This window comes from Dactylosporangium sp. CA-233914 (assembly GCF_050942935.1).
Lineage (GTDB): Bacteria > Actinomycetota > Actinomycetes > Mycobacteriales > Micromonosporaceae > Dactylosporangium.
Window position 1 is genome coordinate 953,560 of sequence record NZ_CP192030.1, and the last position, 23,999, is coordinate 977,558.

The 23,999-nt window shown below is 72.3% G+C and carries 25 protein-coding genes; 14 read left to right on the forward strand and 11 right to left on the reverse strand.

Going from position 1 to position 23,999, the window contains the following annotated elements:
* Positions 1 to 149 precede the first annotated feature (149 nt).
* Entirely contained in the window at positions 150 to 1,100 is a 951-nt protein-coding gene (locus ACQPY0_RS04365) for a hypothetical protein (protein ID WP_432985014.1), read from the reverse strand.
* A gap of 361 nt (positions 1,101 to 1,461) precedes the next feature.
* Between ACQPY0_RS04365 and ACQPY0_RS04370 the strand changes: the two genes are divergently transcribed.
* The 6 genes from ACQPY0_RS04370 to pstB all read left to right on the forward strand — a co-directional run bounded on the left by ACQPY0_RS04370 (position 1,462) and on the right by pstB (position 7,395).
* On the forward strand, positions 1,462 to 2,163 hold the full coding sequence (locus ACQPY0_RS04370) for a winged-helix domain-containing protein (RefSeq protein WP_395899571.1): 702 nt from the start codon (positions 1,462 to 1,464) through the stop codon (positions 2,161 to 2,163).
* Between the two features lie 41 nt (positions 2,164 to 2,204).
* A complete protein-coding gene (gene mshD, locus ACQPY0_RS04375; protein WP_432985017.1) occupies positions 2,205 to 3,137 on the forward strand; it encodes a mycothiol synthase in 933 nt (310 codons plus the stop codon).
* Between the two features lie 256 nt (positions 3,138 to 3,393).
* Positions 3,394 to 4,515 (forward strand): phosphate ABC transporter substrate-binding protein PstS, encoded by a 1,122-nt coding sequence (gene pstS, locus ACQPY0_RS04380; RefSeq protein WP_432985020.1) that lies wholly within the window; start codon positions 3,394 to 3,396, stop codon positions 4,513 to 4,515.
* 99 nt (positions 4,516 to 4,614) lie between these two features.
* The gene (gene pstC / locus ACQPY0_RS04385; protein WP_432994993.1) at positions 4,615 to 5,520 is read left to right on the forward strand and encodes a phosphate ABC transporter permease subunit PstC; all 906 of its coding nucleotides are present in this window, start codon (positions 4,615 to 4,617) and stop codon (positions 5,518 to 5,520) included.
* Positions 5,520 to 6,602: a phosphate ABC transporter permease PstA gene (gene pstA, locus ACQPY0_RS04390; protein WP_432985023.1), complete on the forward strand. Its 1,083-nt coding sequence runs from the start codon at positions 5,520 to 5,522 to the stop codon at positions 6,600 to 6,602. Before pstC ends, pstA begins: the two co-directional genes overlap by 1 nt.
* 16 nt (positions 6,603 to 6,618) lie before the next feature.
* A complete protein-coding gene (pstB, locus tag ACQPY0_RS04395) occupies positions 6,619 to 7,395 on the forward strand; it encodes a phosphate ABC transporter ATP-binding protein PstB (protein ID WP_432985026.1) in 777 nt (258 codons plus the stop codon).
* A 4-nt stretch (positions 7,396 to 7,399) separates the two neighbouring features.
* Here pstB and ACQPY0_RS04400 read toward each other — a convergent pair whose 3' ends face one another.
* Positions 7,400 to 8,164 carry an NUDIX hydrolase gene (locus tag ACQPY0_RS04400; RefSeq protein ID WP_432985029.1) on the reverse strand — a complete coding sequence of 255 codons (765 nt, stop codon included), beginning with the start codon at positions 8,162 to 8,164 and terminating at the stop codon, positions 7,400 to 7,402.
* 22 nt (positions 8,165 to 8,186) lie between these two features.
* Positions 8,187 to 8,627: a hypothetical protein gene (locus ACQPY0_RS04405; protein ID WP_432985032.1), complete on the reverse strand. Its 441-nt coding sequence runs from the start codon at positions 8,625 to 8,627 to the stop codon at positions 8,187 to 8,189.
* Positions 8,628 to 8,645: 18 nt separating this feature from the next.
* Between ACQPY0_RS04405 and ACQPY0_RS04410 the strand changes: the two genes are divergently transcribed.
* From ACQPY0_RS04410 to ACQPY0_RS04420, 3 genes are read left to right on the forward strand one after another with little or no spacing between them, the layout of a single operon-like run.
* Entirely contained in the window at positions 8,646 to 9,623 is a 978-nt protein-coding gene (locus ACQPY0_RS04410) for a Gfo/Idh/MocA family protein (protein ID WP_432985035.1), read from the forward strand.
* A 49-nt stretch (positions 9,624 to 9,672) separates the two neighbouring features.
* On the forward strand, positions 9,673 to 9,999 hold the full coding sequence (locus ACQPY0_RS04415) for a hypothetical protein (RefSeq protein ID WP_432985038.1): 327 nt from the start codon (positions 9,673 to 9,675) through the stop codon (positions 9,997 to 9,999).
* The gene (locus ACQPY0_RS04420; RefSeq protein ID WP_432985041.1) at positions 9,996 to 12,104 is read left to right on the forward strand and encodes a M91 family zinc metallopeptidase; all 2,109 of its coding nucleotides are present in this window, start codon (positions 9,996 to 9,998) and stop codon (positions 12,102 to 12,104) included. The genes ACQPY0_RS04415 and ACQPY0_RS04420 overlap by 4 nt, the downstream gene beginning before the upstream one ends.
* A 3-nt stretch (positions 12,105 to 12,107) precedes the next feature.
* Here the strand turns inward: ACQPY0_RS04420 and ACQPY0_RS04425 are convergent, their stop codons facing one another.
* From ACQPY0_RS04425 to ACQPY0_RS04440, 4 genes are all read right to left on the reverse strand, one after another.
* Positions 12,108 to 13,121 carry an anion permease gene (locus tag ACQPY0_RS04425; RefSeq protein WP_432994995.1) on the reverse strand — a complete coding sequence of 338 codons (1,014 nt, stop codon included), beginning with the start codon at positions 13,119 to 13,121 and terminating at the stop codon, positions 12,108 to 12,110.
* A gap of 2 nt (positions 13,122 to 13,123) precedes the next feature.
* Entirely contained in the window at positions 13,124 to 13,750 is a 627-nt protein-coding gene (locus ACQPY0_RS04430; protein ID WP_432985044.1) for a DUF47 domain-containing protein, read from the reverse strand.
* A gap of 106 nt (positions 13,751 to 13,856) precedes the next feature.
* Positions 13,857 to 14,825 (reverse strand): hypothetical protein, encoded by a 969-nt coding sequence (locus ACQPY0_RS04435; RefSeq protein ID WP_432985047.1) that lies wholly within the window; start codon positions 14,823 to 14,825, stop codon positions 13,857 to 13,859.
* Between the two features lie 73 nt (positions 14,826 to 14,898).
* Complete coding sequence (locus ACQPY0_RS04440) at positions 14,899 to 15,408, reverse strand: DUF402 domain-containing protein (RefSeq protein WP_432994997.1); 510 nt, start codon at positions 15,406 to 15,408, stop codon at positions 14,899 to 14,901.
* A 158-nt stretch (positions 15,409 to 15,566) separates the two neighbouring features.
* On the opposite strand from ACQPY0_RS04440, the gene ACQPY0_RS04445 reads away from it, so the two are divergent.
* A complete protein-coding gene (locus ACQPY0_RS04445; protein WP_432994999.1) occupies positions 15,567 to 17,525 on the forward strand; it encodes an ATP-dependent DNA helicase in 1,959 nt (652 codons plus the stop codon).
* Here the strand turns inward: ACQPY0_RS04445 and ACQPY0_RS04450 are convergent.
* Positions 17,502 to 17,840 carry a hypothetical protein gene (locus ACQPY0_RS04450; protein WP_432985050.1) on the reverse strand — a complete coding sequence of 113 codons (339 nt, stop codon included), beginning with the start codon at positions 17,838 to 17,840 and terminating at the stop codon, positions 17,502 to 17,504. The genes ACQPY0_RS04445 and ACQPY0_RS04450 overlap by 24 nt on opposite strands.
* A gap of 112 nt (positions 17,841 to 17,952) precedes the next feature.
* Between ACQPY0_RS04450 and ACQPY0_RS04455 the strand changes: the two genes are divergently transcribed.
* The 3 genes from ACQPY0_RS04455 to ACQPY0_RS04465 are packed head-to-tail and all read left to right on the forward strand — an operon-like array spanning position 17,953 to position 20,561.
* Entirely contained in the window at positions 17,953 to 19,113 is a 1,161-nt protein-coding gene (locus ACQPY0_RS04455; protein WP_432985053.1) for a sensor histidine kinase, read from the forward strand.
* Entirely contained in the window at positions 19,110 to 19,751 is a 642-nt protein-coding gene (locus ACQPY0_RS04460) for a response regulator (RefSeq protein ID WP_432985056.1), read from the forward strand. The genes ACQPY0_RS04455 and ACQPY0_RS04460 overlap by 4 nt, the downstream gene beginning before the upstream one ends.
* 15 nt (positions 19,752 to 19,766) lie before the next feature.
* Positions 19,767 to 20,561: an EI24 domain-containing protein gene (locus ACQPY0_RS04465; RefSeq protein ID WP_432985059.1), complete on the forward strand. Its 795-nt coding sequence runs from the start codon at positions 19,767 to 19,769 to the stop codon at positions 20,559 to 20,561.
* On the opposite strand, the gene ACQPY0_RS04470 is transcribed toward ACQPY0_RS04465, so the two are convergent.
* Positions 20,558 to 21,313 carry a maleylpyruvate isomerase family mycothiol-dependent enzyme gene (locus ACQPY0_RS04470; protein WP_432985062.1) on the reverse strand — a complete coding sequence of 252 codons (756 nt, stop codon included), beginning with the start codon at positions 21,311 to 21,313 and terminating at the stop codon, positions 20,558 to 20,560. The genes ACQPY0_RS04465 and ACQPY0_RS04470 overlap by 4 nt on opposite strands.
* 36 nt (positions 21,314 to 21,349) lie before the next feature.
* On the opposite strand from ACQPY0_RS04470, the gene ACQPY0_RS04475 reads away from it, so the two are divergent.
* The gene (locus tag ACQPY0_RS04475) at positions 21,350 to 22,384 is read left to right on the forward strand and encodes a UDP-N-acetylmuramate dehydrogenase (RefSeq protein ID WP_432985065.1); all 1,035 of its coding nucleotides are present in this window, start codon (positions 21,350 to 21,352) and stop codon (positions 22,382 to 22,384) included.
* Here ACQPY0_RS04475 and ACQPY0_RS04480 read toward each other — a convergent pair.
* Together ACQPY0_RS04480 and ACQPY0_RS04485 are read right to left on the reverse strand one after the other, a co-directional pair.
* Complete coding sequence (locus tag ACQPY0_RS04480) at positions 22,381 to 23,127, reverse strand: class I SAM-dependent methyltransferase (RefSeq protein WP_432985068.1); 747 nt, start codon at positions 23,125 to 23,127, stop codon at positions 22,381 to 22,383. The genes ACQPY0_RS04475 and ACQPY0_RS04480 overlap by 4 nt on opposite strands.
* On the reverse strand, positions 23,124 to 23,891 hold the full coding sequence (locus ACQPY0_RS04485; RefSeq protein ID WP_432985071.1) for an SDR family oxidoreductase: 768 nt from the start codon (positions 23,889 to 23,891) through the stop codon (positions 23,124 to 23,126). The genes ACQPY0_RS04480 and ACQPY0_RS04485 overlap by 4 nt, the downstream gene beginning before the upstream one ends.
* Between the last annotated feature and the right edge of the window lie 108 nt (positions 23,892 to 23,999).

A 23,999-nucleotide genomic window follows, 5' to 3' on the forward strand; every position in this document is an offset into this window, starting at 1 on the left:
CGTATCGCCGCCGTGTCCATCGTTGCGCCGCGCTGCGCCGCGCCCGGGCGGGGGACGCCAGCATGCTGCGCCGCTATGGAAGCGGCGCACGACATGTCGGATCGGACGCGACTGTCCGCGGCACGCACCGGAGCGCGCGGACCGGTCGGTTACAGCAGGAGCAGGGTGCTCGCGACGTAGGCGGCCGGGGCGGCGAAGGCCATCGCGCCGATCGGCCCCTGGATGTGCCTGGCCAGCCACAGGGCCGGTTCGTCGCCGTCGATGATGCGGCTCGCCTCCGCGTAGCCTACCGACAGGTCGACCATCACCGCCACGATCGCCGTCGCCAGGCCGGCCAGGGCGCTCGGCAGCGGGCTCAGCCCGTCCAGGTAGTTGCCGATCGCGCCCGCCACGGCCGTGCCCACCATCGTGCCCAGGACGACCCCGGCGCCGCCGCGCGGGACCTGTGGGGCGATGCGCGGCAGCGGGGCGATGGCGTCCGCGAAGCGGGCGATGAACAGGGCGATCCCCGCGGCCGCCAGGCAGGCGACGATCGCCTGGGTGCCCTTCGGGCTGCGGCCCAGCACGACCAGGCACGCGAAGGAGACCACGCCCAGGGTGACGACCAGCGAGGAGCCCAGGGACTCGGTGACGCGCTGGCGGCCGGCCGGCCGGGTGAGCTGGCCGACAACGCCGATGATGAAGCCGGCGGCGGTGACGTAGGCCAGGGGGGCCAGCGAGGCGGGGCGGGTGAGCACGGCGGCCAGGTCGGTGCCGGCGGCCACGGCGATGCCCACGGCCCCGACGACCCTAGGGGCCGGCGGGCGGCTCGCGATCGTCCAGACGGCGACGAAGAGGGCCTGGACGCCGAACATCACCACGGCGTACGACTCGTGGCGGGTCTGCGCGCCGACGATCAGCGCGATCGCGACCAGGGCCGAGAAGCCCGCGATGCCCAGCGAGACCAGGCGGCGGACCGGGGGCAGGGCGTCGGCCTGATCGGAGGTCCGGTCGGCGGGCTCGTCGTCCGGGCGGGGGTCACCTTCCGGGGGACGCCGGCGGCGGGCGGCCGAATCGGCCGGGGGCCAGGCGCCGAAGTCGGGCGACGTGGGTGCGGGCACGGATCGATCGTGCCAGAACCACCGCGAATCCACCCCGGCGGGAGTGCGCCGATCGGGCCGGTGTGCCGCCTTCGCAGTTCGGCGGGAGGCAGGGCGAAACACCGCCGTCTCACCTCTGCGGGAGTACCGGACAAAGCCCGCGCGCATATCATGTCGGCGGAAACGGTGGGGTGTGGCTCAGCCAACTGTCTCGAACTGCGGTTCGAGCGGTCGCAAAAACTGGATAGTCCGATATTCTCGTGCGGGATACACCCACAACCTCCCGTCAGAGTTGCCGGGACGACAGCGAGCCGCCGCCCTGCCGCGAAGGGGGCGCCACAGCGCCCTCACGACGAGGGTGCCGCGGCCACGGAGGTGACTCGTGGAGATTCTGCTGCTGACCGCGGCCCCTGCGGGCCAGGTGGTGCTGCCAGGCCTTGACCTGCTGCCCCACACGGTGCGCACCGCCCCCCGAGACGTCCGCACGCTGGTGAGCGGCCCGAGCCCGGACGCCGTCGTGGTCGACGCGCGCACCGAGCTCGCCGACGCCCGTGCCACCTGCCGCATGCTCCACGCGACCGGCCTCGGCGTGCCGCTGCTGGCCGTCGTCACCGAGGCGGGCCTGGTCGCCCTGCACGCCGACTGGGGCCTCGACGACGTCATCCTCGCCACCGCCGGGCCCGCCGAGATCGAGGCCCGCCTGCGCCTGGCCGTCGGGCGGCTCAACTCGGCCGCGGCAGCGAGCGGCGGGATGATCAAGGCCGGCGAGCTGTCGATCGACCCGGACACGTATGCCGCGAAGCTCAAGGGCCGCCCGCTCGACCTCACCTACAAGGAGTTCGAGCTGCTGAAGTTCCTCGCCCAGCACCCAGGCCGGGTGTTCACGCGCGACCAGCTGCTGCGCGAGGTGTGGGGATACGACTACTTCGGCGGCACCCGGACCGTCGACGTGCACGTCCGGCGGCTGCGGGCCAAGCTCGGGTCGGAGTACGAGTCGATGATCGGCACCGTGCGCCAGGTGGGATACAAGTTCGTCGTCCCGCCGTCGCGCCCGCTGCACGACTCCGAGCCGGTAAGGGTCTGAGCACCCGAGAGGCGTTACGGGGCGAGGGATAGATTGATCGGATGACTCCTTCGCCCACGGTGCTGCGCGCCGAGCGCCTCTCGCCGGAGCAGGTCGAGCAGGTTCTGACCCTGATGCGCGTGGCCGGCGACACCGACGGCGCGCTGCCGCTGTCCGAGCACGTCGTGCTGCACCTCCGGCACGGGGGCGAGGCTCCGGCCGTACACCTTCTGATCGCGACAAATCAGGAAATTGTCGGATACGCCCACGTCGACACGACCGACGCCGTCGAGGGTGCCTCCGCGGAGATGGTCGTGCACCCGCTGCACCGGCGGCGGGGCCTGGGGCGTGCCCTCGTACGGGCGGCCATCGAGGTGGCTGACGAGCACGCCGCCGGCCGGCTGCGGCTGTGGGCGCACGGCGACCACCCGTCGGCCTCGGCCCTGGCGATCCGGCTCGGCTTCGACCGCGTACGCGTGCTCCTGCAGCTGCGGCGCTCGCTGTTCGCGCCGCTTCCCGAGGTCGTCGTTCCGCAAGGCGTACGCCTGCGCGCCTTCGTCCCCGGCCAGGACGACGAGGCCTGGCTCGCCCTGAACGCGGCCGCCTTCGCCGACCACCCCGAGCAGGGCAAGTGGACCCTGGACGACCTGCGGGTGCGCATCCGCGAACCGTGGTTCGACGCGGCCGGCTTCATCCTGGCCGAGCGGGAGGACCGGCTGCTCGGGTTCCACTGGACCAAGGTTCACGGCGATGAGTCGCAGGCGCCCGCGCACGAGCCGATCGGCGAGGTGTACGTTCTCGGGGTCTCGCCCGACGCCCACGGCGGGGGACTCGGCCGGGCGCTCACCCTGGCGGGGCTGCACCACCTGCGCAACCGGGGGCTCGCCCAGGTGATGCTGTACGTCGACGAGAGCAACACCCGGGCCGTCGCGCTGTACCACCGCCTGGGGTTCGTCCGCTGGGCGGCCGACGTGTCCTTCCAGCGCGCCCTGTGACCGTTTGCCACGTAGCGGTGATCACGGACGAAAACGGACACCTTGCATCACCGCTGGGCAGTTCACTCAATGGCCAACTCGCCTCCGACCAGGCGTCATCTGCGCAGAGCGACCTGTTCACCGCCCGTTCACTCACCTCCAGAGGGGTGTTTCCCTGCCCCTTTTAGCGTCCCTTTCAGTCGACGACCCGCGTCGGCCTTCCGGCACCTCAGCAGGGCAGCGGAAGTTCGGTTTCATCCCCGACGAAGGGACCGCAGTGAACCTCAAGCGGCACGGCCTCATCGCCGGCATCGCGATCACCGCGACGCTCGCGCTCGCCGCGTGCGGCTCGGACAACAACGAACCCTCGACCTCGTCGCCGTCGAACGGGACATCCGGTGGCGCCGGCGGCTCCGTTGCCTGCGCGAGTGGCTCGCTTACCGCTCAGGGCTCGACCGCGCAGAAGAACGCGATGGACGAGTGGATCAAGTCCTACCAGTCGAAGTGCTCGGGCGCCAAGGTGGACTACCAGGGCACCGGCTCCGGCGCCGGCATCACCGCCTTCTCCGGTGGCACGGCCGACTTCGCGGGCTCCGACTCGGCGCTGAAGGACGGCGAGGAGAGCACGAAGGCCTCCACCCGCTGCGGTGGCGCCCCGGCGCTCAACCTGCCGATGGTGACCGGCCCGATCGCGGTCGCCTACAACATCGACGGCGTCAAGGACCTGCAGCTCAAGCCGGAGACGCTGGCGAAGATCTTCAGCGGCGCCATCAAGACGTGGGACGACGCCGCGGTCAAGGCCGACAACCCGAGCGCCACGCTCCCGTCGACCCCGATCCTCGCCGTGCACCGCAACGACTCGTCCGGCACCACGGAGAACTTCACCGGCTACCTGACCGCGGCCGCGCCCAGCGCGTGGACCGCCGGCAAGGACAAGGTGTGGAAGGCTCAGGGCGGCCAGGGTGAGAAGGGCTCCGACGGTATCGCCGCGGCCCTGAAGAAGTCCCCGGGCTCGATCGGCTACGTCGAGTGGTCGTTCGCCAAGGCCAACACCCTCAGCACCGCCAAGATCTACAACGGCGCGGGTGAGTACACCGCGCTGACGGCCGAGGCGGCCGGTAAGACCGTCGCGGGCGCCAAGGTCACCGGCACCGGCGACGACATGAAGCTGTCGATCGACTACGCCACCAAGGAGGCCGGGGCCTACCCGATCGTCCTGGTGACCTACGAGATCGTCTGCAGCAAGGGCACCGTCGCCGACAAGCTCCCGCTGCTCAAGGGCTTCCTCGGCTACACGGTCAGCACCGACGGTCAGGCCGCGCTGGAGAAGCTGGGCTACGCCCCGCTGCCGGAGACGGTCCGGGCCAAGGTCGAGTCCTCGATCAAGAACCTGGCCTGACAGGAAGACTCGTTGAGCCAGCAGACTCTGCCCGCCACCTCCGCCGGTTCGCCCGGCGGAGGTGGCGGTCTTCCGCCGCGCAAGCGGTTCAGCGGTGACATGCTCTTCCGCGGAACCGCCACGGCCGCCGGCTCGATGGTGCTCGTCATCATCGCGGCGATCGCCGTCTTCCTGGTCGTCAAGGCCATCCCCGCCATCAACAAGGACACCGTCAACTTCTTCACCTACAAGGAGTGGTTCACCGACGGCGAAGAGCCGAAGTTCGGCATCGCCGCTACGGTGTTCGGCACGATCCTGACGGCGGCGCTGGCGCTGCTGATCTCGGTGCCGGTGGCGCTGGGCATCGCGCTGTGCCTGTCGCACTACGCGCACCGGCGGGTGGCCACCACGCTCGGCTTCATCATCGACCTGCTTGCCGCCGTGCCCAGCGTCGTGTTCGGACTCTGGGGCCGCGACTACTTCTACGAGCCGATCACGGATCTGTCGAAGTGGCTGCACGACGTGTTCGGCTGGCTGCCGATCTTCGGCAGCAACGGGCCCTACGGCAAGTCGGTGCTGCTCGGCTCGGTCGTCCTGGCGATCATGATCCTGCCGATCGTCACGTCCCTGTCCCGCGAGGTCTTCCTGCAGACCCCGCCGGAGAACCAGGAGGCCGCGCTAGCGCTGGGCTCCACGAAGTGGGAGATGATCCGCACGGCCGTCATCCCGTACGGGCGCGCCGGCATCATCGCCTCGGTCATGCTCGGCCTCGGCCGGGCCCTCGGCGAGACCATCGCCCTCGCCCTCACGCTGGGCAGCGTCTTCGCCATCAACTGGGACTTCCTCGGCCCCGGCGGCATCACGATCGCCTCGAACATCGCCAACCGGTTCGGTGAGGCCAACGACGTCGGCCGCGGCGCGCTCATCGCCTCCGGCCTGGTGCTGTTCGTGATCACCCTGATCGTCAACATGGGCGCACGCGCGATCATCTATCGGCGCCGCGAGTTCGTCGGAGGCGCTGCGTAATGGCCGTCGAATCCCCTACCCGGCTGGGCGTGACCGACGCGCACCAGTTGCGGGTCAAGTCGCTGCCGGCGTGGACGCCCTGGGCGGCCGCCGCGGCGGCGGTGGCCGTGTCGTTCGTACTCATCAAGCTGACCGGCGCCGGCGGCTGGGTGCTGACCGGCGTCGTGGCCGCGATCCTGTTCGTGGCGCTCATGGGGATCGCGGCGAGCGTCGTGGAGGGCACCCGATCGGCGCGCAACCGCATGGCGAGCGTGCTGATCTACGGCGCGTTCATCCTGGCCCTGCTCCCGCTGCTCTCGGTCGTCTGGACGCTGCTGAGCAAGGGCAGCAAGCGGCTGGACGGGAACTTCTTCCAGACCTCGATGAACAACATCGGTGCCTTCGACGAGAACGGCGGCGCCTACCACGCCATCATCGGCACCATCGAGCAGGCGGGCATCGCCACGATCATCACGGTGCCGCTGGGCATCCTCGGCGCGATCTACATCGTGGAGTACGGCCGGGGCTTCCTGGCCAACGCGATCCGCTTCTTCGTCGACGTCATGACCGGCATCCCGTCGATCGTCTCGGGCCTCTTCGTGCTGTCGTTCTGGGTGTTCACCATCACCCCGCTGTGGAACGACGGCAAGGCGGCCTACTCCGGCTTCGCCGCGGCGTTGTCGCTCAGCGTGCTCATGCTGCCGACCGTGGTGCGCTCCACCGAGGAGATGCTGCGGCTGGTGCCGGGGGCGCTGCGCGAGGGTTCCTACGCCCTCGGCGTGCCGAAGTGGAAGACGATCACGAGCATCGTGCTGCCGACCGCATTGCCGGGCATCGTCACCGGTGTCATGCTCGCGGTGGCGCGTGCCGCGGGGGAGACCGCGCCGGTTCTGCTCGTCGCCGGCGGCCTCAACTCCATCAACTTCAACGTCTTCAGCGGCAACCAGTCCTCGCTGTCCCTGTTCGTCTTCGAGCAGGCCGGCGTCGCCTCGGAGTTCGCTCCCGGGCGGGCCTGGACGGCGGCCCTCACGCTGGTCGTCCTCGTCCTGGTCCTCACCGTCGCGGCCAAGCTGCTCGCCCGCCGCAACAAGCTCGCCCGATAATCACTGGAGCGCCAACATGGCAAAAAGGATCGAAGCCCACGGCGTCACCTCGTACTACGGATCGTTCAAGGCGATCGACTCCGTGTCGATGACGATCGAGCCCAAGTCGGTCACCGCCCTGATCGGCCCGTCGGGTTGCGGCAAGTCCACGTTCCTGCGGTCCATCAACCGCATGCACGAGGTGCTGCCCAACGCGCGGATCGAGGGCCAGCTCCTGATCGACGGGCAGAACGTCTACGACCGTGACGTCGACGTCACGGCCGTGCGCCGGATGATCGGCATGGTCTTCCAGCGGCCGAACCCCTTCCCGACGATGTCGATCTTCGAGAACGTCGTCGCCGGCCTGCGCCTCAACGGCGTGCGCAAGAAGTCGGTGCTGGAGGAGGTCGCGGAGAAGGCGCTGCGCAGCGCCAACCTCTGGAACGAGGTCAAGGACCGGCTGGGGCGCCCCGGCGCGGGCCTGTCCGGCGGTCAGCAGCAGCGGCTGTGCATCGCCCGGACGATCGCGGTCGAGCCGCAGGTCGTGCTGATGGACGAGCCGTGCTCGGCCCTCGACCCGATCTCGACGCTCGCGATCGAGGACCTGATCACCGAGCTGAAGAACCAATACACGATCGTCATCGTCACGCACAACATGCAGCAGGCGGCCCGCGTGTCGGACCGCACCGGCTTCTTCTCGATCGACAAGACCGGGGAGCCGGGCCGGCTGATCGAGTACGACGACACCGCGAAGATCTTCACCAACCCCTCGGTGAAGAAGACCGAGGACTACATCACGGGCCGCTTCGGCTGAGCCGTCACGCGGTGGGGCGGATGGCGTCGGCCGGGTTGCGGGCCGGCGCCGCCGCCAGCACCCCATTGAGGTCGCCCGCCTCGGCGAGCTCCAGCAGGGTGTACCTCGTAGGCGGCAGCATCTTGTAGCGCCCGTCGGCCGCGAGCGCCGGCGCACACCACACGGTGTCGTCGGCCTCCCCGCCCACGTCCCGGGTCACCTGACCCTTCGGCAGCAGGGCGGCGAAGAAGTACGTGTCGAAGCGCCGCGGCTCGAACTCCGGCGTGATCCAGCGCGACCACGGCACCAGCAGGTCGCTGCGCAGCACCAGGCCGTTGCGGCTGAGGAACTCGGCGAAGCCCAGTTCCCGCGCGATCAGCGCCCGCCGCGCCGCCTCCCAGTCCGGCCCGCTCACGTCCCCGACCACGGTGCCGGCGTCGGGCCCGGCCAGCAGCACCCCGGACTCCTCGAACACCTCCCGCACGGCCGCGCAGACGACCGAGCGCGCGACCGCCTCGTCCAGCTTGAGACGCGCCGCCCAGTCCGCGGGGGAGGGGCCGGCCCAGCCGGGCAGCACGGTCGCGTCGCGCGGGTCGACACCGCCGCCGGGAAACGCGTACATCGAGGCCGCGAAGGCCATCGTCGCCACCCGGCGGATGAGGTACGCCGCGAAGGGCTCCCGCAGCAGCACGACCGTGCTCGCCAGCCGGGGCTCCACCGGTGTCCCGCCCTCCTCCTCGAAGCGGCGAGCCAGCTCGGCGAGCTTCGGCGGAAGTTTGTACTCGACCATGGGCCTTACGGTAAGGCCCGGCTCATGGAACCGCCTCATGCCCCCGGAGTCCGTGGGTGCGCCGGCGCTCCTTCATCTCGGCCTCGAACAGGTGTCGCCGTCCGCCGGCGAGCTCGTCGCGGGCCTGCCGCTCAAGATCCTTGAACAGCGCGTAGTACCCGTCGTCGAAGTCTTCCACGAGCTGGAACGTCCACCGCCCCGCGGCGACGTTCCGCCCGAGCAGCTCGGTGGAGATCCGCTGCGCCAGCGGTTCGTGTCCGGCCTCGCGCAGCAGCGCCACGACGTCGTCGAGCATCAGGTCGGCGTGGCCGATCAGCTGGTGCAGGTCGTAGAGGCGACCGCGGGCCCGCTCCACCGTCTCCAGGGCCTCGCTGAGCTTGCCGAGCGCCTCCACGGTCCGGTCGGACACCCCGGCGGGACGGCGGTGGGCCTCGTCCGGGCCGTCTGTGGTTTCACTGGTCACCTGCCTAAGCTACGGCCCATGAGTGATCGCATCCGCTGGGGCGTCCTGTCGACCGGCTACATCGCCACCATGTTCGCCAAGGACCTGCGGCTGCTGCCGGACGCCGATCTGGTGGCGGTGGGATCCCGCAGTACCGAGGCCGCCGAGCGCTTCGCCGCCGCGCACGGCGTCGCCCGGGCCTACGGATCATGGCAGGCCCTCGTCGAGGACCCCGAGGTCGACGCGATCTACGTCGCCACGCCGCACACCGCGCACTACGAGGCCTCGATGCTCGCGCTGCGGGCCGGCAAGGCGGTCCTGTGCGAGAAGCCGTTCACGCTGGCCGTCGCCGAGTCCGAGGAGATGATCGCGACCGCCCGGGCCGGCGGCGTGTTCCTCATGGAGGCCATGTGGATGCGCTGCATCCCGGCGATCCGGCGGATGGTCGAGCTGGTCGGCGACGGGGCGATCGGCGAGCCGGTCGCGGTCCACGCCGACTTCGGCATGCAGGGCCCGTTCCCGGAGACCTCGCGGCTGCGGGACCGCGAGCTGGGCGGCGGGGCGCTGTACGACGTCGGCATCTACCCGGTCACCTTCGCCCACCTGTTCCTCGGCGCGCCGGCGTCGGTGCAGGCGTGGGCGCGGATGAGCGCCGGGGGCGTCGATGAGAACACGGGCCTGCTGTTCGGGTACGACTCCGGCGCCGTCGCCGCCCTGACCTGCTCGCTGCTCGGCGACAGCGCGCGGACCGGCACGGTCACGGGCACGCTCGGGCGCATCGACGTCAAGCGCGACTTCTTCCACCCGCACGGCTTCACGCTGTGGCGCGGGGGTGCCGTCGAGGAGTTCACGCTGCCCTACGAGGGGGCCGGGTACCAGTTCGAGGCGGCAGAGGTGCACCGCTGCCTGCGCGAGGGGCTGCTGGAGAGTCCGCTGGTGCCGCTCGACTCGACGCTGGGGATCCTCCGGCTTCTTGCTGAAATTTCCGGAAAAATCGGACTTGACTATTCGAGCTGAGGGCTGAACGGGGCGGACGCTGTGTCGGGCCGTCATTACTGTGCGGCGTATGGCGCAGGAGCTCCGGGCCGACCCGGATGAACTGATCACGCTGGCCGTGGCCTGCCTGGACGCGGCCGGCACGCTGGGCGGGCACTATCACGCCGGGCTGCGCGACCTGACGCTGCCGCCCGACGCCTTCGGCAACACGGGGGCGTCGCCCTCGACGGCGTATGTGGCGGCGGAGGTGCACCGCTTCGCCGAGGACGCGCTGGCGGCCCACGTCCGCATCGCCGAGGAGGACGCGGACGGCCTGCTGCAGGCCGCGTTCGCCTACCGCGAGGCGGACGGCTGGGCCGACCAGCGCCTGGGCAACTCCCGCCGGGCCCCGGCATGACGACCGAGACGACGCGGTTCGAGGCGGTCACCGTCGAGGACCTCTGGGCGCTGCAGGCGCGGCCTGAGCTGTTGAGCCGGGCGGCGCTCGCGTGGCGGGCCGTGGCCGGGGACATGCGGGCCGCCGTCGATGCCACGAGCCGGGCCGCGGCGCCCGTCGTGGGCGGGGCGTGGTCCGGCACGGCGGCCGAGACGTTCCGGGCGCACTTCGCCGCGTTCGTGCAGTCGCTCGAGCGGGCGGCGGCGGTCGCCGACAGCTCGGCCGTCGCCCTCGACGGGGTCGCGGCGCTGCTGCGCGGCGGGCAGGACCAGCTCGACACCGCCTGGGAGCGGCTCGCGGCCGCCGTCGCGCATCGGCGCGGCGGGGGCGGCGTCACCCTCCGGCCGGCCGACGCGGCGCAGGCGGCGGCCGTGGCGGCGGCGATCGCCGACGCCGATGCGCTGCGCGGCGACATCGAGCGGGGCCTCGGCGCGGGGCGGGCCGAGCTGGCGCGGTGGCGCGACGAGTGGATGTGGCTCGCGCAGGGCTGGGGCGGCGTGCTGTCCAAGGCGATTCCCGGCTGGGTGCCGCCGCCGGCGGCGCAGGGCGTCGACGCGCGCCTCACCGGCGGGGTGTTCGTGCTCGGCACGGGCGGCGGCGCCGACCAGGTCTGGGTCTCCGACGGGGTCGTCAGCGCCGGTGGGCGGCGGTTCACGGTCCCGGCCGGGGCGCGGCTGGTGCTGCGCACCGGCGGCGGCGACGACTTCGTGGTGGTGGCCGGCCGGCAGGGTGTCACGGTGCTCGGCGGGGACGGCAACGACGAGCTGCACGGCGGCGCCGGTGACGACGTGCTCGTCGGCGGGGACGGTGCCGACGCCGTCATGGCCGGGGCCGGCGACGACCGGGTCAGCCTGGGCGCGGGGCGGGTCGACCGGGTCGAGCGGGCCGATCTCGGCGACGGCGACGACCTGCTCTGGGGCAGCGCGGAGGCCGAGGACGACGACGGCGGGGCCGGCGACGACCTGCTCGTCGGCGGCACCGGCAACGACCGGCTGCTCGGCGGCGCGGGCGACGACGCGCTCAGCGCCGGCTCCGGCAACGACTCCCTCGACGGCGGCGACGGCCGCGACCTGCTCACCGGTGGCGCCGGCGACGACGTGCTCACCGGCGGGGCCGGCGACGACCTGCTCCTCGGCGGGGACGGCGAGGACCGCCTGTCCGGCGACACCGGCGCCGACGTGCTCGGTGGCGGCAACGACAACGACTACCTCGACGGCGGCGACGGTGACGACCGGCTCGACGGCGGCGACGGCGCCGACACGCTCTACGGGCTCGGCGGCGACGACGTGCTGACCGGCGGCGCGGGCCGGGACTACCTGGAGGGCGGCCTCGGTGACGACCGGCTCGCCGGCGGCGCCGACGCGGACGTGCTCTCCGGCGGGCTCGGCGACGACGTCCTGCTGGGCGGGGGCGGCGACGACAAGCTGTACTCCGGCGGCGGCCGCGACCAGGCGCTCGGCGGAGCCGGCACCGACACCCTGTTCGGCCAGGGCGAGGACGCCGCCGCGGACGTCGAGCGGCTGACCGCCGCCGCGGCGGGCGACGGCCTCGCCGACTTCGTGGACGTCGGCGGTGACGCCGCGTTCCAGCAGCGGGTGCGCGCCGACCTGGAGATGCTGGCCGGCTCCCCGGACGGGCGGGCGATGCTCGCGGACCTGCGCGCCTCGGGGCAGCCGCTGCACATCGTCCCGACGAGCGACGCCAACGGCTACGCGAGCGGCGACCGGCACGGCTCGACGATCATGTACAACCCGGCGTACGACGACCTGAGGGGTGGCACACCACCCGTGGTGGTGCTGTTCCACGAGCTCGCGCACGTGTACGACAACGACCACGGCACCAAGAACCTCGTCGGGTACAACGACCTCAGCGGCCGCGACCACGTGGGGGCCGGGCGCGCCCCGGTGCCCAACTCCGAGCGCCAGGCGGTCGGCCTGCCGATCGACCACGACTACAGCCTGATGACCCCGAACCGCATCGACCCGCGCCACCCGCTGGAGTTCACCGAGAACGGGCTGCGGGCGGAGATGGGGCTGCCGGCGCGCACCACCTACGGGACCGGTTGATCCTCAGAAGAGCGGGCGCGTCAGCAGATACGACAGGATCGCGATCAGGGCCGCGGCCGGGAACGTGAGCACCCAGGCGATCACGATGTTGCCGGCGACCTGCCAGCGGACCGCCGAGAGCCGCTTCGTGGCGCCGACGCCCATGATGGCCGACGTGATGCTGTGCGTGGTCGAGATCGGCAGGCCCAGCTGGGAGGTGGTGAAGAGCACGCCGGCGGCGACCGTCTCGGCCGCGAAGCCCTGCGGCGGGTCCAGGTCGATCACCTTGCGGCCCAGGGTGCGGATGATGCGCCAGCCGCCGGAGTACGTGCCCAGCGCCAGAACCGTCGAGCAGGCCAGAAACACCCACTCCGGGATGTCCGTCTTGGTATTCTGGTAACCGCCGGTGTAAAGGGCGAGCACGATGATGCCCATCGTCTTGGCGGCGTCCTGCATGCCGTGACCGACGGCCATCGCCGCGGCCGAGACCGTCTGGGCGCGGCGGAAGCCGCGGGTCAGCCGGCGCGGGTTGCCGTGCCGGAAGAGCCACATGATGGCGAGCATGAGCAGGCCGCCGAGGATGAAGCCGACAAGCGGCGAGGCGACCATCGGCAGGAGCACCTTGTCGAGGATGCCGGACCAGAGCACGGTGGCGTCGGCGCCGAACCACACGGCGCAGATCGAGGCGCCGACCAGGCCGCCGAAGAGGGCGTGGGAGGACGAGGAGGGCAGCCCGAAGTACCACGTGATGAGATTCCACGCGATGGCTCCGACGACGCCGGCGAAGACGATGCCGAGCCCGCTCATCCCGGTCGGCGGGTCGATGATGCCGCCGCCCACCGTCTTGGCGACGTGACCGCCGAGGTGCGCGCCGATGAAGTTGCCCAGCGCCGCCATGATGAGCCCGGTCCGCGGGCTGAGCGCGCGCGTGGAGACCGAGGTGGCGATGGCGTTGGCGGCGTCGTGGAAGCCGTTGGTGTAGTCGAAGATCAGCGCGACGATGATGACCGCGAGAACCGCGACGAGCTGTGCGCTGATGACTACGACTCCTTGACCACGATGGTCTCGATGGTGTTCGCCACGTGCTCGAACGCGTCGCAGGCGGCCTCGAGCTCGTCGACGACCTCCTTCATCTTCAGCACCGTCAGCGCGTCGTACTCGCCGGAGAAGAGCCGGACCAGGGCCATGCGATACGCGCTGTCGCCCTCGTTCTCGAGGCGGTTGCACTCGACCCAGTACTGCTCGAGGTCCTTCATCGCCTTGAGCCGGGGCATCGCCTCGGCGGTGAGCCGGGACTGCTGGTCGAGGACCTTCACGATCTCGTGGATCTCGCGGGGCAGCGCGGGCAGCTTGGTGAGGCCGTAGAGGTACAGCAGGCTGCCGACCGCCTCCAGGTGGTCCATCACGTCGTCGAGCAGCGACCCGAGGCGGTAGATGTCCTCGCGGTCGAAGGGCGTGATGAAGCTGGAGTTGATCTTCTTGTACAGCTCGTGCGTGATCGCGTCGCTGTCGTGCTCGACCTCGACCAGCCGCTCGCTCACCGAGGCCACGTCGGCGCCCGGCACGGCCAGTTCCGAGAGCAGGTCGGTGCCCTTGACGAGGTTCTGCGCCGCGCGGCTGAAGAGCTCATAGAACGAATCGTCATTAGGACGCAGCCTGAACCGCACAGTCGACCTCGTTACCTCAACGGGACATCTAAAGCGTGAATGCTAAGGCCCCTCGCGGGTCGACGCCCCACCGAGATCCCCCGCACGCTGCCGGTTCATCTCCCATTTACCTGGGGTTCACCTCGGGTGCCGTGGCGTACCGGACCGGCACCGCACGGTGCTTGTGGATGCGCGGGACCGGCCGCCGCAGGAATCGGGCCAGGGCGCCGCGGTGCCGGCTGGCGATCACGTCCACCTCGGCCGCGCGCATCTCCTGCCAGAACGCGTTGCGCACCCGCCGGGGCCGCTCGGGCACGTCGGCGAAGCGCACCCGGCGCCCGTCGGCGTGCGCGGAGCGGACCAGCGAGCGCAGGATGTGCCGCGCCTCGGCCGGGAACTCGGGCCACTCCTCGCGCGCGTCGAACCCGAGCCGCGCGGCGAGCGGCTCGCTGACCACCGGCGCGACGCCGACCGGCAGCCCGCCCGGCTCGAGGTCGCTGAAGCGCCCCTCCAGGAAGGCGTACCGCTCGTACGCGCCCAGCAGATCGCAGCGCGACCAGTGCGGCCCGGCGAGCACGACGGTGATCGCGCCCGGGATGACCCGCCCGCCGAGGAACTGCGTCAGGATCGGCGCGTGCGGCCGCAGCAGCCGGTCCAGGGTCTCGTACTCCAGCCCGGTCGCCCGCACCGCCCCGGTCTGCGGGTCCGGCTCCGGTTCGGCCCGCACCATGAGCAGGAACGGCTCGGCCCGCCGCGCGTGCACCCGGCCCAGCGGGTTGACGGCCACCCGCGTGGCGAGCGGGGTGAGCACCGCCTGGTCGAACGTCGGAGCCGGCTCGCCGGGCGGCATCGCGCACGTCAGGCGCAGCGTGGGCGAGGTGGTGTCGGTGTCGACCCGCACGCCGACCTCGACGCCGGCGAAGCCCGCCCGGGCGGCGGTGGCGGCCGGGTCGACGGGCCCGTCGAGCGCGACGAAGAGGCCGCTCGCGAGGTACGGCCGGCCTCGGCGGACCCGGGCGGCGGTGATCGCGCCCAGGACCCCGCACGTCGCGAGGCCCGCGAGTCCGGCGGCAGCGGTCACCAGGGCATGGTCCATGGGAAAAATGGTACTTAACGTACATTTCGCACGCTGGTCGAATGGCGCGCGTGGGCGATCCGATTTTTGAGCGTCAGTGGGGCGCCACGGCCTGCTCCAGCCACGGGTGATACGCCGTCCCGAACGGCTCGACCCGCTCCCGGACCGCGCCCAGCAGCCAGTCCGCGCTCGCCCGGGCCTCCGCCACCACCTCGGCCGGGTAGGCGTAACGCACCTGATGCACCGCGAACTCGTCCTCGTCGAGCAGCTCCACGTCGCCGTTACGCCTACGGCGTACGTCCAGGTCGAGGTCGATCGCGGTGACCTCCGTGGCGGTGGGCCAGTGCGGGATCGAGGTGATGTCGCAGTAGATCTCGGTGCGGTGGGGTGCGGCGTTGAAGCAGGCGGTCCACCACGCCTGGCGGGGGAAGAGCAGCACGTGCGGGGACTCCGGCGGCCCCTTCGGGGTTGTTCCCTTGAAGATCTTCGTCTGCGGGCCGGCCGCGACCCACACGCCGTGCTCGTCCTCGCCGAGCAACTCGGTCTCGTAGTTCCAGTGCAGTGACCCGTCGTACTTGCGGTACACGACCCGGACGCGCTTCATGAGGCCCACGCGACCGATTCTGTCGTACGCAGGGGGTAGCGTGCTGCACCGTGACAGCCTCCCCGCAGACCCGCCGAGCCCGCCCGGAAGTGACCGATCTTCTCGCCGCCGCCGTCGGGGCGGTGCCGGACGGTGCCGAGCGCCCGGGTCAGCAGCAGATGGCGAAGGCGATCGCGGCGGCGGCGGAGAAGGAGGAGCACCTGCTCGTCCAGGCGGGCACGGGGACCGGCAAGTCGCTGGCCTATCTGGTGCCGTCGCTGCTGGTCGACGGGCCGGTGGTGATCTCGACGGCGACGCTGGCGCTGCAGTCGCAGCTCGTCGACCACGACCTGCCGCGGCTCGCGGAGGCCGTCGAGCCGGTGCTGGGGCGGCGACCGACCTATGCGGTGCTCAAGGGGCGCCACCACTACCTGTGCCTGGCCCGGCTGGAGGGCACGTCGGCCGACGAGCCCGACGACGCGCTGTTCGACGTCGGCGAGGCGAAGCCGACCAAGTGGCTCGGCGAGGCCGGGCGGCTCGGCAAGCAGGTCGACCGGCTGCGCGACTGGGCACAGGAGACCGAGACCGGCGACCGTGACGAGCTCGACCCCGGCGTCGACGACGGCGCCTGGAAGCTGGTGTCGATGCCGGCCCGCGAGTGCGTCGGCGCGCAGCGCTGCCCCTACGGCCCCGAGTGCTTCGCCGAGGCGAGCCGCGCCCGGGCCCGCGAGGCCGACATCGTGGTCACCAACCACAGTCTGCTCGCCGTCGACATGCTCACCGGGCGCCAGATCATCCCGCCGCACGAGCTGCTGGTCGTCGACGAGGCGCACGAACTCGCCGACCGGGTCAGCTCCGCCTCGCAGGCCGAGCTGACGCCGGAGACCCTGGAGCGCGGGGCGCGCCGCTGCCGGGCCTATGTCGACGACGACGTCGCCGACCGGCTCATGGAGGCCGGGGACGTGCTCACCGTCGCCCTCGCCGAGGTCCCCGCCGGCCGGGTCGTGGGCGAGCTGCCGACCGTGCTCGCCGAGGCGCTGACGCTGCTCGACGGCGGCGGGCGCCAGGCGGTCGAGGCGATCGGCGAGGTCCGCGCGGACGACGCCGACCCGGTGCGCAAGCAGCAGGCCAAGACGATGATCACCGACCTGGTCAAGATCGCGCAGCGCATGCTCGCCAACGCCGAGCACGACGTCACCTGGGTCGAGCGGGACGAGCGCGGGCGCCGGGCCGTGGTCATCGCCCCGCTCACGGTCGCCGGCACGCTGGCCGACCACCTCTTCAGCGAGCGCACGGTCGTGGCCACCTCGGCCACCCTCGCGCTCGGCGGCCAGTTCGAGACGGTCGCCCGCTCCCTGGGCCTGCCCGTGGCGCTCGAGCGTGCGCCGGCCGGCGCGAAGAGCAAGGCCGAGGAGGCCCGCGAGGCGGTCGTGCGCGCCGACGAGGCCCGCGACACCGCCGGGCTGGCGTGGACCTCGCTCGACGTCGGCTCGCCGTTCGACTACGCCAAGCAGGGCATTCTCTACGTGGCGGCGCATCTGCCCCGGCCGCAGACCTCCGGCCTGTCGGAGCCGGCCGCGGGCGAGATGGTCGAGCTGGTGCAGGCGCTCGGCGGCCGGGCCCTGGGCCTGTTCTCCTCGCGCAAGGCGGCCGAGCGCGCCGCGGAGGTCCTGCGCGCTCGCACGCCCGGCATCACGATCCTGCTGCAGGGCGAGGAGTCGCTGCCGATCCTGGTCCGCAAGTTCCGCGAGGACCGCAACAGCTGCCTGCTCGGCGTCATGTCGCTGTGGCAGGGCGTGGATGTGCCCGGCGACGCCTGCCAGCTCGTCATCATCGACCGCCTGCCCTTCCCGCGCCCCGACGAGCCGCTGTCGGCGGCCCGCTCCGACGCGGTGCAGGCCGTCGGCGGCTCGGGCTTCGCCGCGGTGAGCGTCCCGATCGCCGCCGTGCGCCTGGCCCAGGGCGTCGGCCGCCTGATCCGCTCCCGCGGCGACAAGGGCGTGGTCGCGGTGCTCGACTCGCGCCTGGAGCACGCCACGAGCTACGGCCCGTTCCTGCGCAAGTCGCTCCCCCCGTTCTGGTATACGACCAAGCCCGAGGTCGTCCGAGGCGCCCTACGCCGCCTGGCGACGACGTAGGCTCACAACCACGCCGAGCAGCAGCAGGCCGCAGACCCCCTGCTCGAGCTTCATCCAGAGCGGGAACAACCCCGGCACGGAGACGATGACGGCGATCGCCACCGTCATGACGATCGCGACGATTCGCAGCCGCCGCACGTCGCCGCGGGCCGCGAACACGTTGGTGAGGATCGCGCTGGCCACGACGATTGTGCCGCGGACCCACACCGCGTCGCTCACGAGCGTGGCGTGACGGCGCAGCGCGAACGCGGCGAAGAGGGTCAGCACGCTCAGGGCGAGATAGACGCCGGCGAGCACTCGTGGTGTACGTGTCATGGTGCCCAGCCTGTTCGCCGACCCCCAACGAGTGCATCGGCGCGCGGGTAGAGCCGCGATCTCCACCCACGGTTAGATGAAAGCGGCGCCCGATGCGGGTTCAATAGGCGGTGTGAGCACGAATGCGCTGGCCACCCTGGACGCGGGCCGCGCCCAGCGCGCCGCCGTCGTGCGCTGGCTGCGCCCCCTGGCCCCGCTGATCATGGCCGTGGTGGTCTGGTCGGCGTGCACCACGCACCCGCGCCCGGCGCTGTCCGGCGAGGGGCGCCCGGTGGCGCTGGCCCTGGCCGCGTTCGTCATCTTCGGCGTGGGTGCCCTGGTGACACTCGGCCGCCAGTGCACCAGGGCGCACATCGTCGTCGTGGCCGGCCTGCTCGGCGCGGCGGCCGGGCTGGTGTGGCTGCAGCCGGACGGCGCCGCGGTCGCGGGCATCTTCGTGGGCGTGTCGTTCCTGGCCCCGCTGCTGCGCGGGCACGTGTCGATCCCGATCACCGTCGTGGCCCTGATCCTGCTCGCCGTGGCCGTGACGTCGGCCCGCAACGGGCCGCTGACCGACGCGCTCCTCGACGCGGTCATGGTCGGCGCCTTCTACGGCATGCTGGTCTTCGCGATCCGCCTGGGCGAGGCCAATGAGCAGGCCGAGCAGCTCGTCGAGGAGCTCGAGCGGGGCCGCGCCGCCCAGGCCGAGGCGGCGCGGCTCGGCGAACGGCAGCGCCTGGCCCGCGAGATGCACGACGTGCTGGCCCACTCGCTGTCGGGCCTGATGCTGCAGCTGGAGGGCGCCCGCATGCTCGCCGTGCGCACCCCGGACGACCCGCGCCTGCCCGCCGCCCTGGAGCGCGCCCAGCAGCTCGGCCGGGCCGGCCTGGACGAGGCCCGCCGCGCGATCGGCCTGCTGCGCGACGACGAGCTGCCGAGCCTGGCCGAGCTGACCGAGGCGTTCGCCCGCGACCACGGCATCCCGTGCGAGCTCAGCGTCGAGGGCGACGAGCGGCCGCTTCCGTCCCCGCAGCGCCTGGCCGTGTACCGGGTCGCGCAGGAGGCCCTCACCAACGCCGCCAAGCACGCCGCGCCGACCCGCGTCGCGGTCCACCTGTCGTACCAGCCGGCCACCGTCGAGCTGATCATCGAAAACGATGGCACGACGATCCCGAACGAAGGCGTGGGCTACGGGCTGACCGGGATGCGCGAGCGGGCCGAGCTGCTGGGCGGGGCGCTGCGCGCCGGGCCGGCCCCGACGGGCTTCCGCGTGGCCCTGGAGCTGCCGGCGTGATCCGGGTCCTGGTCGCGGACGACCAGCGGGTCGTGCGGGAAGGGCTCGCGCTCGTGCTCGGGCTGCTGCCCGGCATCGATGTCGTCGGCGCGGCGGGCGACGGGGCCGAGGCGGTCGAGCTCGCCGAGCGGCTGCGCCCCGACGTCGTGCTGATGGACCTGCGCATGCCGCGGTGCGACGGCGTCGAGGCGACGCGGCGGCTTCGGCAGCGGGCGCCGGACGTGCGGGTGATCGCGCTCACGACGTACTCGGACGACCGCTCGGTGCTGGAGGCGCTGCGGGCCGGGGCCAGGGGATACCTCACCAAGGACGCCGGCGGCGAGCAGATCCGCGAGGCCATGCGGCGGGTGCTGCAGGACGGCGCGGCGATCGACCCGGCCGTGCAGCACCACGTGCTCAACGCGCTGACCGAGACCGGGCCGCCGCAGGAGGCGCCGGACGTGCTGACCCCGCGGGAGGCCGAGGTGCTCAAGCTGATCGCGGCCGGGCTGTCCAACGGCGAGATCGCGCGGCGGCTGTACATCAGCGAGGGCACGGTGAAGAGCCACGTCAACCACCTGTTCGCCAAGATCGATGCCCGGGACCGGGCGCAGGCGGTGGCGTACGCGTACCGGCACGGCCTGGCTGGCGGCGCCTGAGTAGGCTGCAATGCCGTGGGTCAGCTGAAGACGACCGGGTCCGAGTTCCTGCTGGGGCTGCGGCTGCTGGGCAGGGGCTTCGCGCGATACGGCCGGAACCCCCGGCTCCTGCTGCTCGGGGCGATCCCGGCGGTCATCACGTGCGCATTGTTCGTGACCGCCTGGATCTTCCTCATCATCTACATCGACGAGATCGCCTCGGCTGTCACCTGGTTCGCCGACGACTGGTCGGACTTCTGGCGCGGGCTGGTCGAGTTCGGCGCCGGGGCCGGGATCCTGGTGGTGGCGGCGCTCATCTCGGCGCTGACGTTCACCGCGATCACGCTGCTCATCGGCGACCCGTTCTACGAGGTCATCTCGGAGAGGATCGAGGAGGGGCTCGGCGGCACCCCGGGGGCCGTGGACCTTCCGTGGTACCGCACCCTCTGGCCCAACCTCGTGGACTCCGTCCGCCTGATCGCCCTGGGCATCGTGCTGGCGATCCCGCTGTTCCTGCTCGGGTTCGTCCCGGTGATCGGGCAGACGGTCGTGCCGGTGCTCAACGCGATCGTCGGCGGCTGGCTCATCACCGTCGAGCTGACCGGCATCCCGTTCAACCGCCGCGGCCTGCGCCTGGCCGACCGGCGTAAGCTGCTGCGGGCCAACCGGGCCATGGCGCTCGGCTTCGGCATCCCGGTCTTCCTCGTCCTGCTGGTCCCGGTCGCGGCGATCATCGTGGTGCCGGCCGCGGTGAGCGGTGCGACGCTGATGACCCGCCGGGTGCTCGGGCTGAACATCGAGGACCGGCCAGTCCCGGACCCGGTGCGTTAGGCGAGCAGGCCCCGCAGCAGCGTCGCGTCGCCGGTCACCAGCAGGGTCTCGAACGGGACGCGGCCCCACAGCGCCAGGGCCAGGTCGCTCGCGCTGCCGCTGGCCGTCGCGCGCTCGTGGTGGTCGTCGGAGTCGAGCAGCGTGTCGGTGTCCAGCAGCGCGATGCCGGCACCGCGGAGCCGGACATACCAGACCTGGTCGACGTCGGTCGCGTGCAGCGCGATCATGCCGGCCCGGTCGGTCGGGCCGCTGCGGCGCCCGGACGGGATCCAGGTGTCGAGGACCTCGGTGACGTTGTCGCTGGCGAGGCGGGGCTCGATCGGCTCGGCCAGGCCACCGGCCATCTGCGCGTCCCAGCGGTGGATCATCGTCTCGTGGGCCATGCGCCGGTGCCAGAACGCGGCCTTCTTCGCCTGGGGCGCGAAGTTCCAGGCCGGCAGCTCCGGGTCGACGGCGTCGAGGGTCGCCACGAGCTCGGTGAAGGCGTCCGTCCACGCCGTCGCGGCGTCGACACCCTCGGGCAGCGAGGCGGTCGAGCGGTCCTCCGGCTTGTCGAGGACGCCGCGGGAGACGTGGCCGGTGACATACGAATACACCAGGCTCAGATGCCACGCGAGGTCCGCCAGGCTCCAACCCGGACAACTCGGCACCGGCGCGTCGAGCGGCGTGCCGGAAAGCGCGGTGCGCAACGCGTCGCCCTCGGTGCGCAGCGCGCCGAGCCAGACGTCCTTGGTGAGCTGAGGCTTGCTCATAGGCAACAAGATTAGGGCAACGCTTACTCTGGTGCCGTGCCTGAACCCGCCACGCTCGCCGCGTTCACGACCCTGCGCCTCGGCGGCCCGGCCGGCCGCCTGATCGAGGCGACCACGGAGGAGGAGACGCTCGCCGCCCTGAGATCGGGCGGCGACCAGCTCATCCTCGCCGGGGGCAGCAATGTCGTCGTCGCCGACGAGGGGTTCCCGGGCACGGTCGTGCTGCTGCGCCGGCGCGGGCTGCGCAGCGAGATTCACGACGGCGTGGTCACCCTGACGGTGGCCGCCGGGCACCCGTGGGACGAGGCGGTCGCGACGGCCGTGTCGAGCGGCTGGTCGGGCATCGAGTCGCTGTCGGGCATCCCGGGCTCGGCCGGCGCGACGCCGATCCAGAACGTGGGGGCGTACGGGCAGGAGGTCGCCGAGACCATCACCGAGGTGCGTGCCTACGACCGCGAGCGCGACGACGTCGTGACGATTCCGGCGGCCGCGTGCGGGTTCGCGTACCGCACGAGCATCTTCAAGCACAACGCCCGCCATGTGGTGCTGTCGGTCACGTTCCGCCTGAAGGTCTCGGGCGAGTCGACCCCGATCGCCTACGCCGAGCTGGCCCGGGTCCTCGGGGTCGAGCCGGGCGCGACGGCGCCCCTGGAGGAGGTCCGCTCGGCGGTGCTGAAGCTGCGGGCCGGCAAGGGCATGGTGCTCGACCCGGCCGACCCGGACACGTACTCCGTGGGCTCCTTCTTCACCAACCCGGTCGTGCCGGCCGCCGACTTCGAGCGGGTCCGGCAGCTCGCCGCCGAGTTCGGCACCCCGCCGTCGTGGCCGGCCGGCGACGCGGTGAAGCTCAGCGCGGCGTGGCTGATCGAGCGGGCCGGGTTCGGCAAGGGCCACGGCAACCCGGCCGCGGGGGTCGCCCTGTCCGGCAAGCACACGCTCGCCCTGACCAACCGCGGCACGGGCACCACGAAGGCATTGCTGGACCTGGCCCGCGAGATCCGCGCCGGGGTCGAGGCCCGCTTCGGCGTGACGCTGCACCCGGAGCCGGTTCTCGTGAACTGCGCGCTTTAGGGGGCGACGGATGCGTAGGGCACGGTGATTTCGCCGAGGCGCCAGCGCGCCGGTCGATCCAGGACTCGCCACCCGGCCGAACGAGCCGCCTCCACGGCGGCGCGCCAGCGTTGGCGCGGGCCGAAGACGGACAGGGGCGCCGCGGCGCGCCAACCGGCGTCGAGGTCGGCCAGCAGGGCGTGAACGCGTTCGCCGGGGACGTTGTGGTGGATGAGGGCCTTCGGCAGCCGCTCGGCCAGCGTGCCCGGTGTGTCGAGCGTCGCCAGCCGGCTGGCCAGCGTCAGCGTGCGCGGGCCGGCGGGGGAGACCAGCACCCAGGACGCGAGCCGGCCCAGCTCGTCGCAGGTGCCCTCGACCAGCAGCGCGCCGGTCGCGGTCATCGCGGCCCAGGCGGCCGGGACGTCGGCCTCGTCGTACTGCCGCAGGACGTTGAAGGCGCGCACCAGCGTCGGGCGCAGGCCGGCCAGCTCGAAGCCGCCCAGGCGGAAGCTCAGCCCGTCCGTCTCGAAGGGGCGGGCGGCGGCCACCCGGTCGGGGTCGATCTCCAGGCCGACGACCGGGACGCCGAGCCGGGCGTGCAGCTCGATCGCGGTGATCGGCGAGGCGCCGTAGCCGAGGTCGACCACCAGCGGGTCCGGCGCCCGGCGGAGCACCCCGCCGAGCGTCGCGGCGATCCAGTTGTCGACCCGGCGCAGGCGGTTGGGGTTGGTGGTGCCCCGTGTGACCGACCCGACGGGCTTCACAGCACCCGGTGGACCTTGTGCTGGGCGGCCTGGGCGAGCGGGCGGACCACGAGCCGGTCGATGTTGACGTGGTGCGGGCGGGTCGCGACCCAGGCGACGCAGTCGGCGATGTCGTCGGCGACCAGGGGCTCGGCGACGCCGGCGTAGACCGCGGCGGCCTTCTCCCCGTCGCCCTCGTATCGCTTGAGCGCGAACTCGTCCGTCTTCACCATGCCGGGGTCGATCTCCACGACCCGGATCGGGCGGCCGTTGAGCTCCAGGCGCAGCGTCTCGGCGACCGCGGTCTGGGCGTGCTTGGCCGCCGTGTATCCACCGCCGCCCTCGTACACGATCAGCCCCGCGGTCGAGCCCAGCACGACGACGGTGGCCCGGCGGGACCGCTCCAGCAGCGGTAGCAGCGCCTTGGTCACCCGGACCGTGCCGAGCACGTTGACGTCGAACATCCACTGCCAGTCGGCGAGGTCGGCGTCCTCGACCGGCTCGGCGCCGATCGCCCCGCCGGCGTTGTTGACCAGCAGCTCGACCAGTCCGTCCGTCTCGTCCCGCAGGGCCGCGACCGCTCCGGCGAGGTCGGCGACGGACGCGTCGGAGGTCACGTCGGCCACGACCGCGGTCGCCGAGCGCAGCGAGCCGACGAGGTCCTTGAGCCGGTCCTCCCGGCGGGCGACGGCGACGACGTGGAAGCCCTCGGCGTCCAGCCGGCGGGCGGTGGCGGCCCCGATGCCGCTGGAGGCGCCGGTGACGACGGCGATACGAGTAGACATGTGGCCATCCTGCACGAAGTCGGCCGCGGCGCAGTGACCAACGCAACGGTGGGTAGACGGCCGTCGGCGAGGGAACATGGACGGTTGGGAAGATGTAACCAGTCGGCA

Coding starts and splice junctions, on each gene's coding strand:
- ACQPY0_RS04400 (WP_432985029.1), bottom strand. CDS start 8,164: ATGGTCGAGTACAAACTTCCGCCGAAGCTCGCCGAGCTGGCTCGCCGC.
- ACQPY0_RS04410 (WP_432985035.1), top strand. CDS start 8,646: ATGAGTGATCGCATCCGCTGGGGCGTCCTGTCGACCGGCTACATCGCC.
- ACQPY0_RS04450 (WP_432985050.1), bottom strand. CDS start 17,840: ATGACACGTACACCACGAGTGCTCGCCGGCGTCTATCTCGCCCTGAGC.
- pstC (WP_432994993.1), top strand. CDS start 4,615: ATGCTCTTCCGCGGAACCGCCACGGCCGCCGGCTCGATGGTGCTCGTC.
- ACQPY0_RS04415 (WP_432985038.1), top strand. CDS start 9,673: ATGGCGCAGGAGCTCCGGGCCGACCCGGATGAACTGATCACGCTGGCC.
- mshD (WP_432985017.1), top strand. CDS start 2,205: ATGACTCCTTCGCCCACGGTGCTGCGCGCCGAGCGCCTCTCGCCGGAG.
- ACQPY0_RS04445 (WP_432994999.1), top strand. CDS start 15,567: ATGGCGAAGGCGATCGCGGCGGCGGCGGAGAAGGAGGAGCACCTGCTC.
- pstB (WP_432985026.1), top strand. CDS start 6,619: ATGGCAAAAAGGATCGAAGCCCACGGCGTCACCTCGTACTACGGATCG.
- ACQPY0_RS04485 (WP_432985071.1), bottom strand. CDS start 23,891: ATGTCTACTCGTATCGCCGTCGTCACCGGCGCCTCCAGCGGCATCGGG.
- ACQPY0_RS04420 (WP_432985041.1), top strand. CDS start 9,996: ATGACGACCGAGACGACGCGGTTCGAGGCGGTCACCGTCGAGGACCTC.
- ACQPY0_RS04470 (WP_432985062.1), bottom strand. CDS start 21,313: ATGAGCAAGCCTCAGCTCACCAAGGACGTCTGGCTCGGCGCGCTGCGC.
- ACQPY0_RS04435 (WP_432985047.1), bottom strand. CDS start 14,825: ATGGACCATGCCCTGGTGACCGCTGCCGCCGGACTCGCGGGCCTCGCG.
- ACQPY0_RS04440 (WP_432994997.1), bottom strand. CDS start 15,408: ATGAAGCGCGTCCGGGTCGTGTACCGCAAGTACGACGGGTCACTGCAC.
- pstA (WP_432985023.1), top strand. CDS start 5,520: ATGGCCGTCGAATCCCCTACCCGGCTGGGCGTGACCGACGCGCACCAG.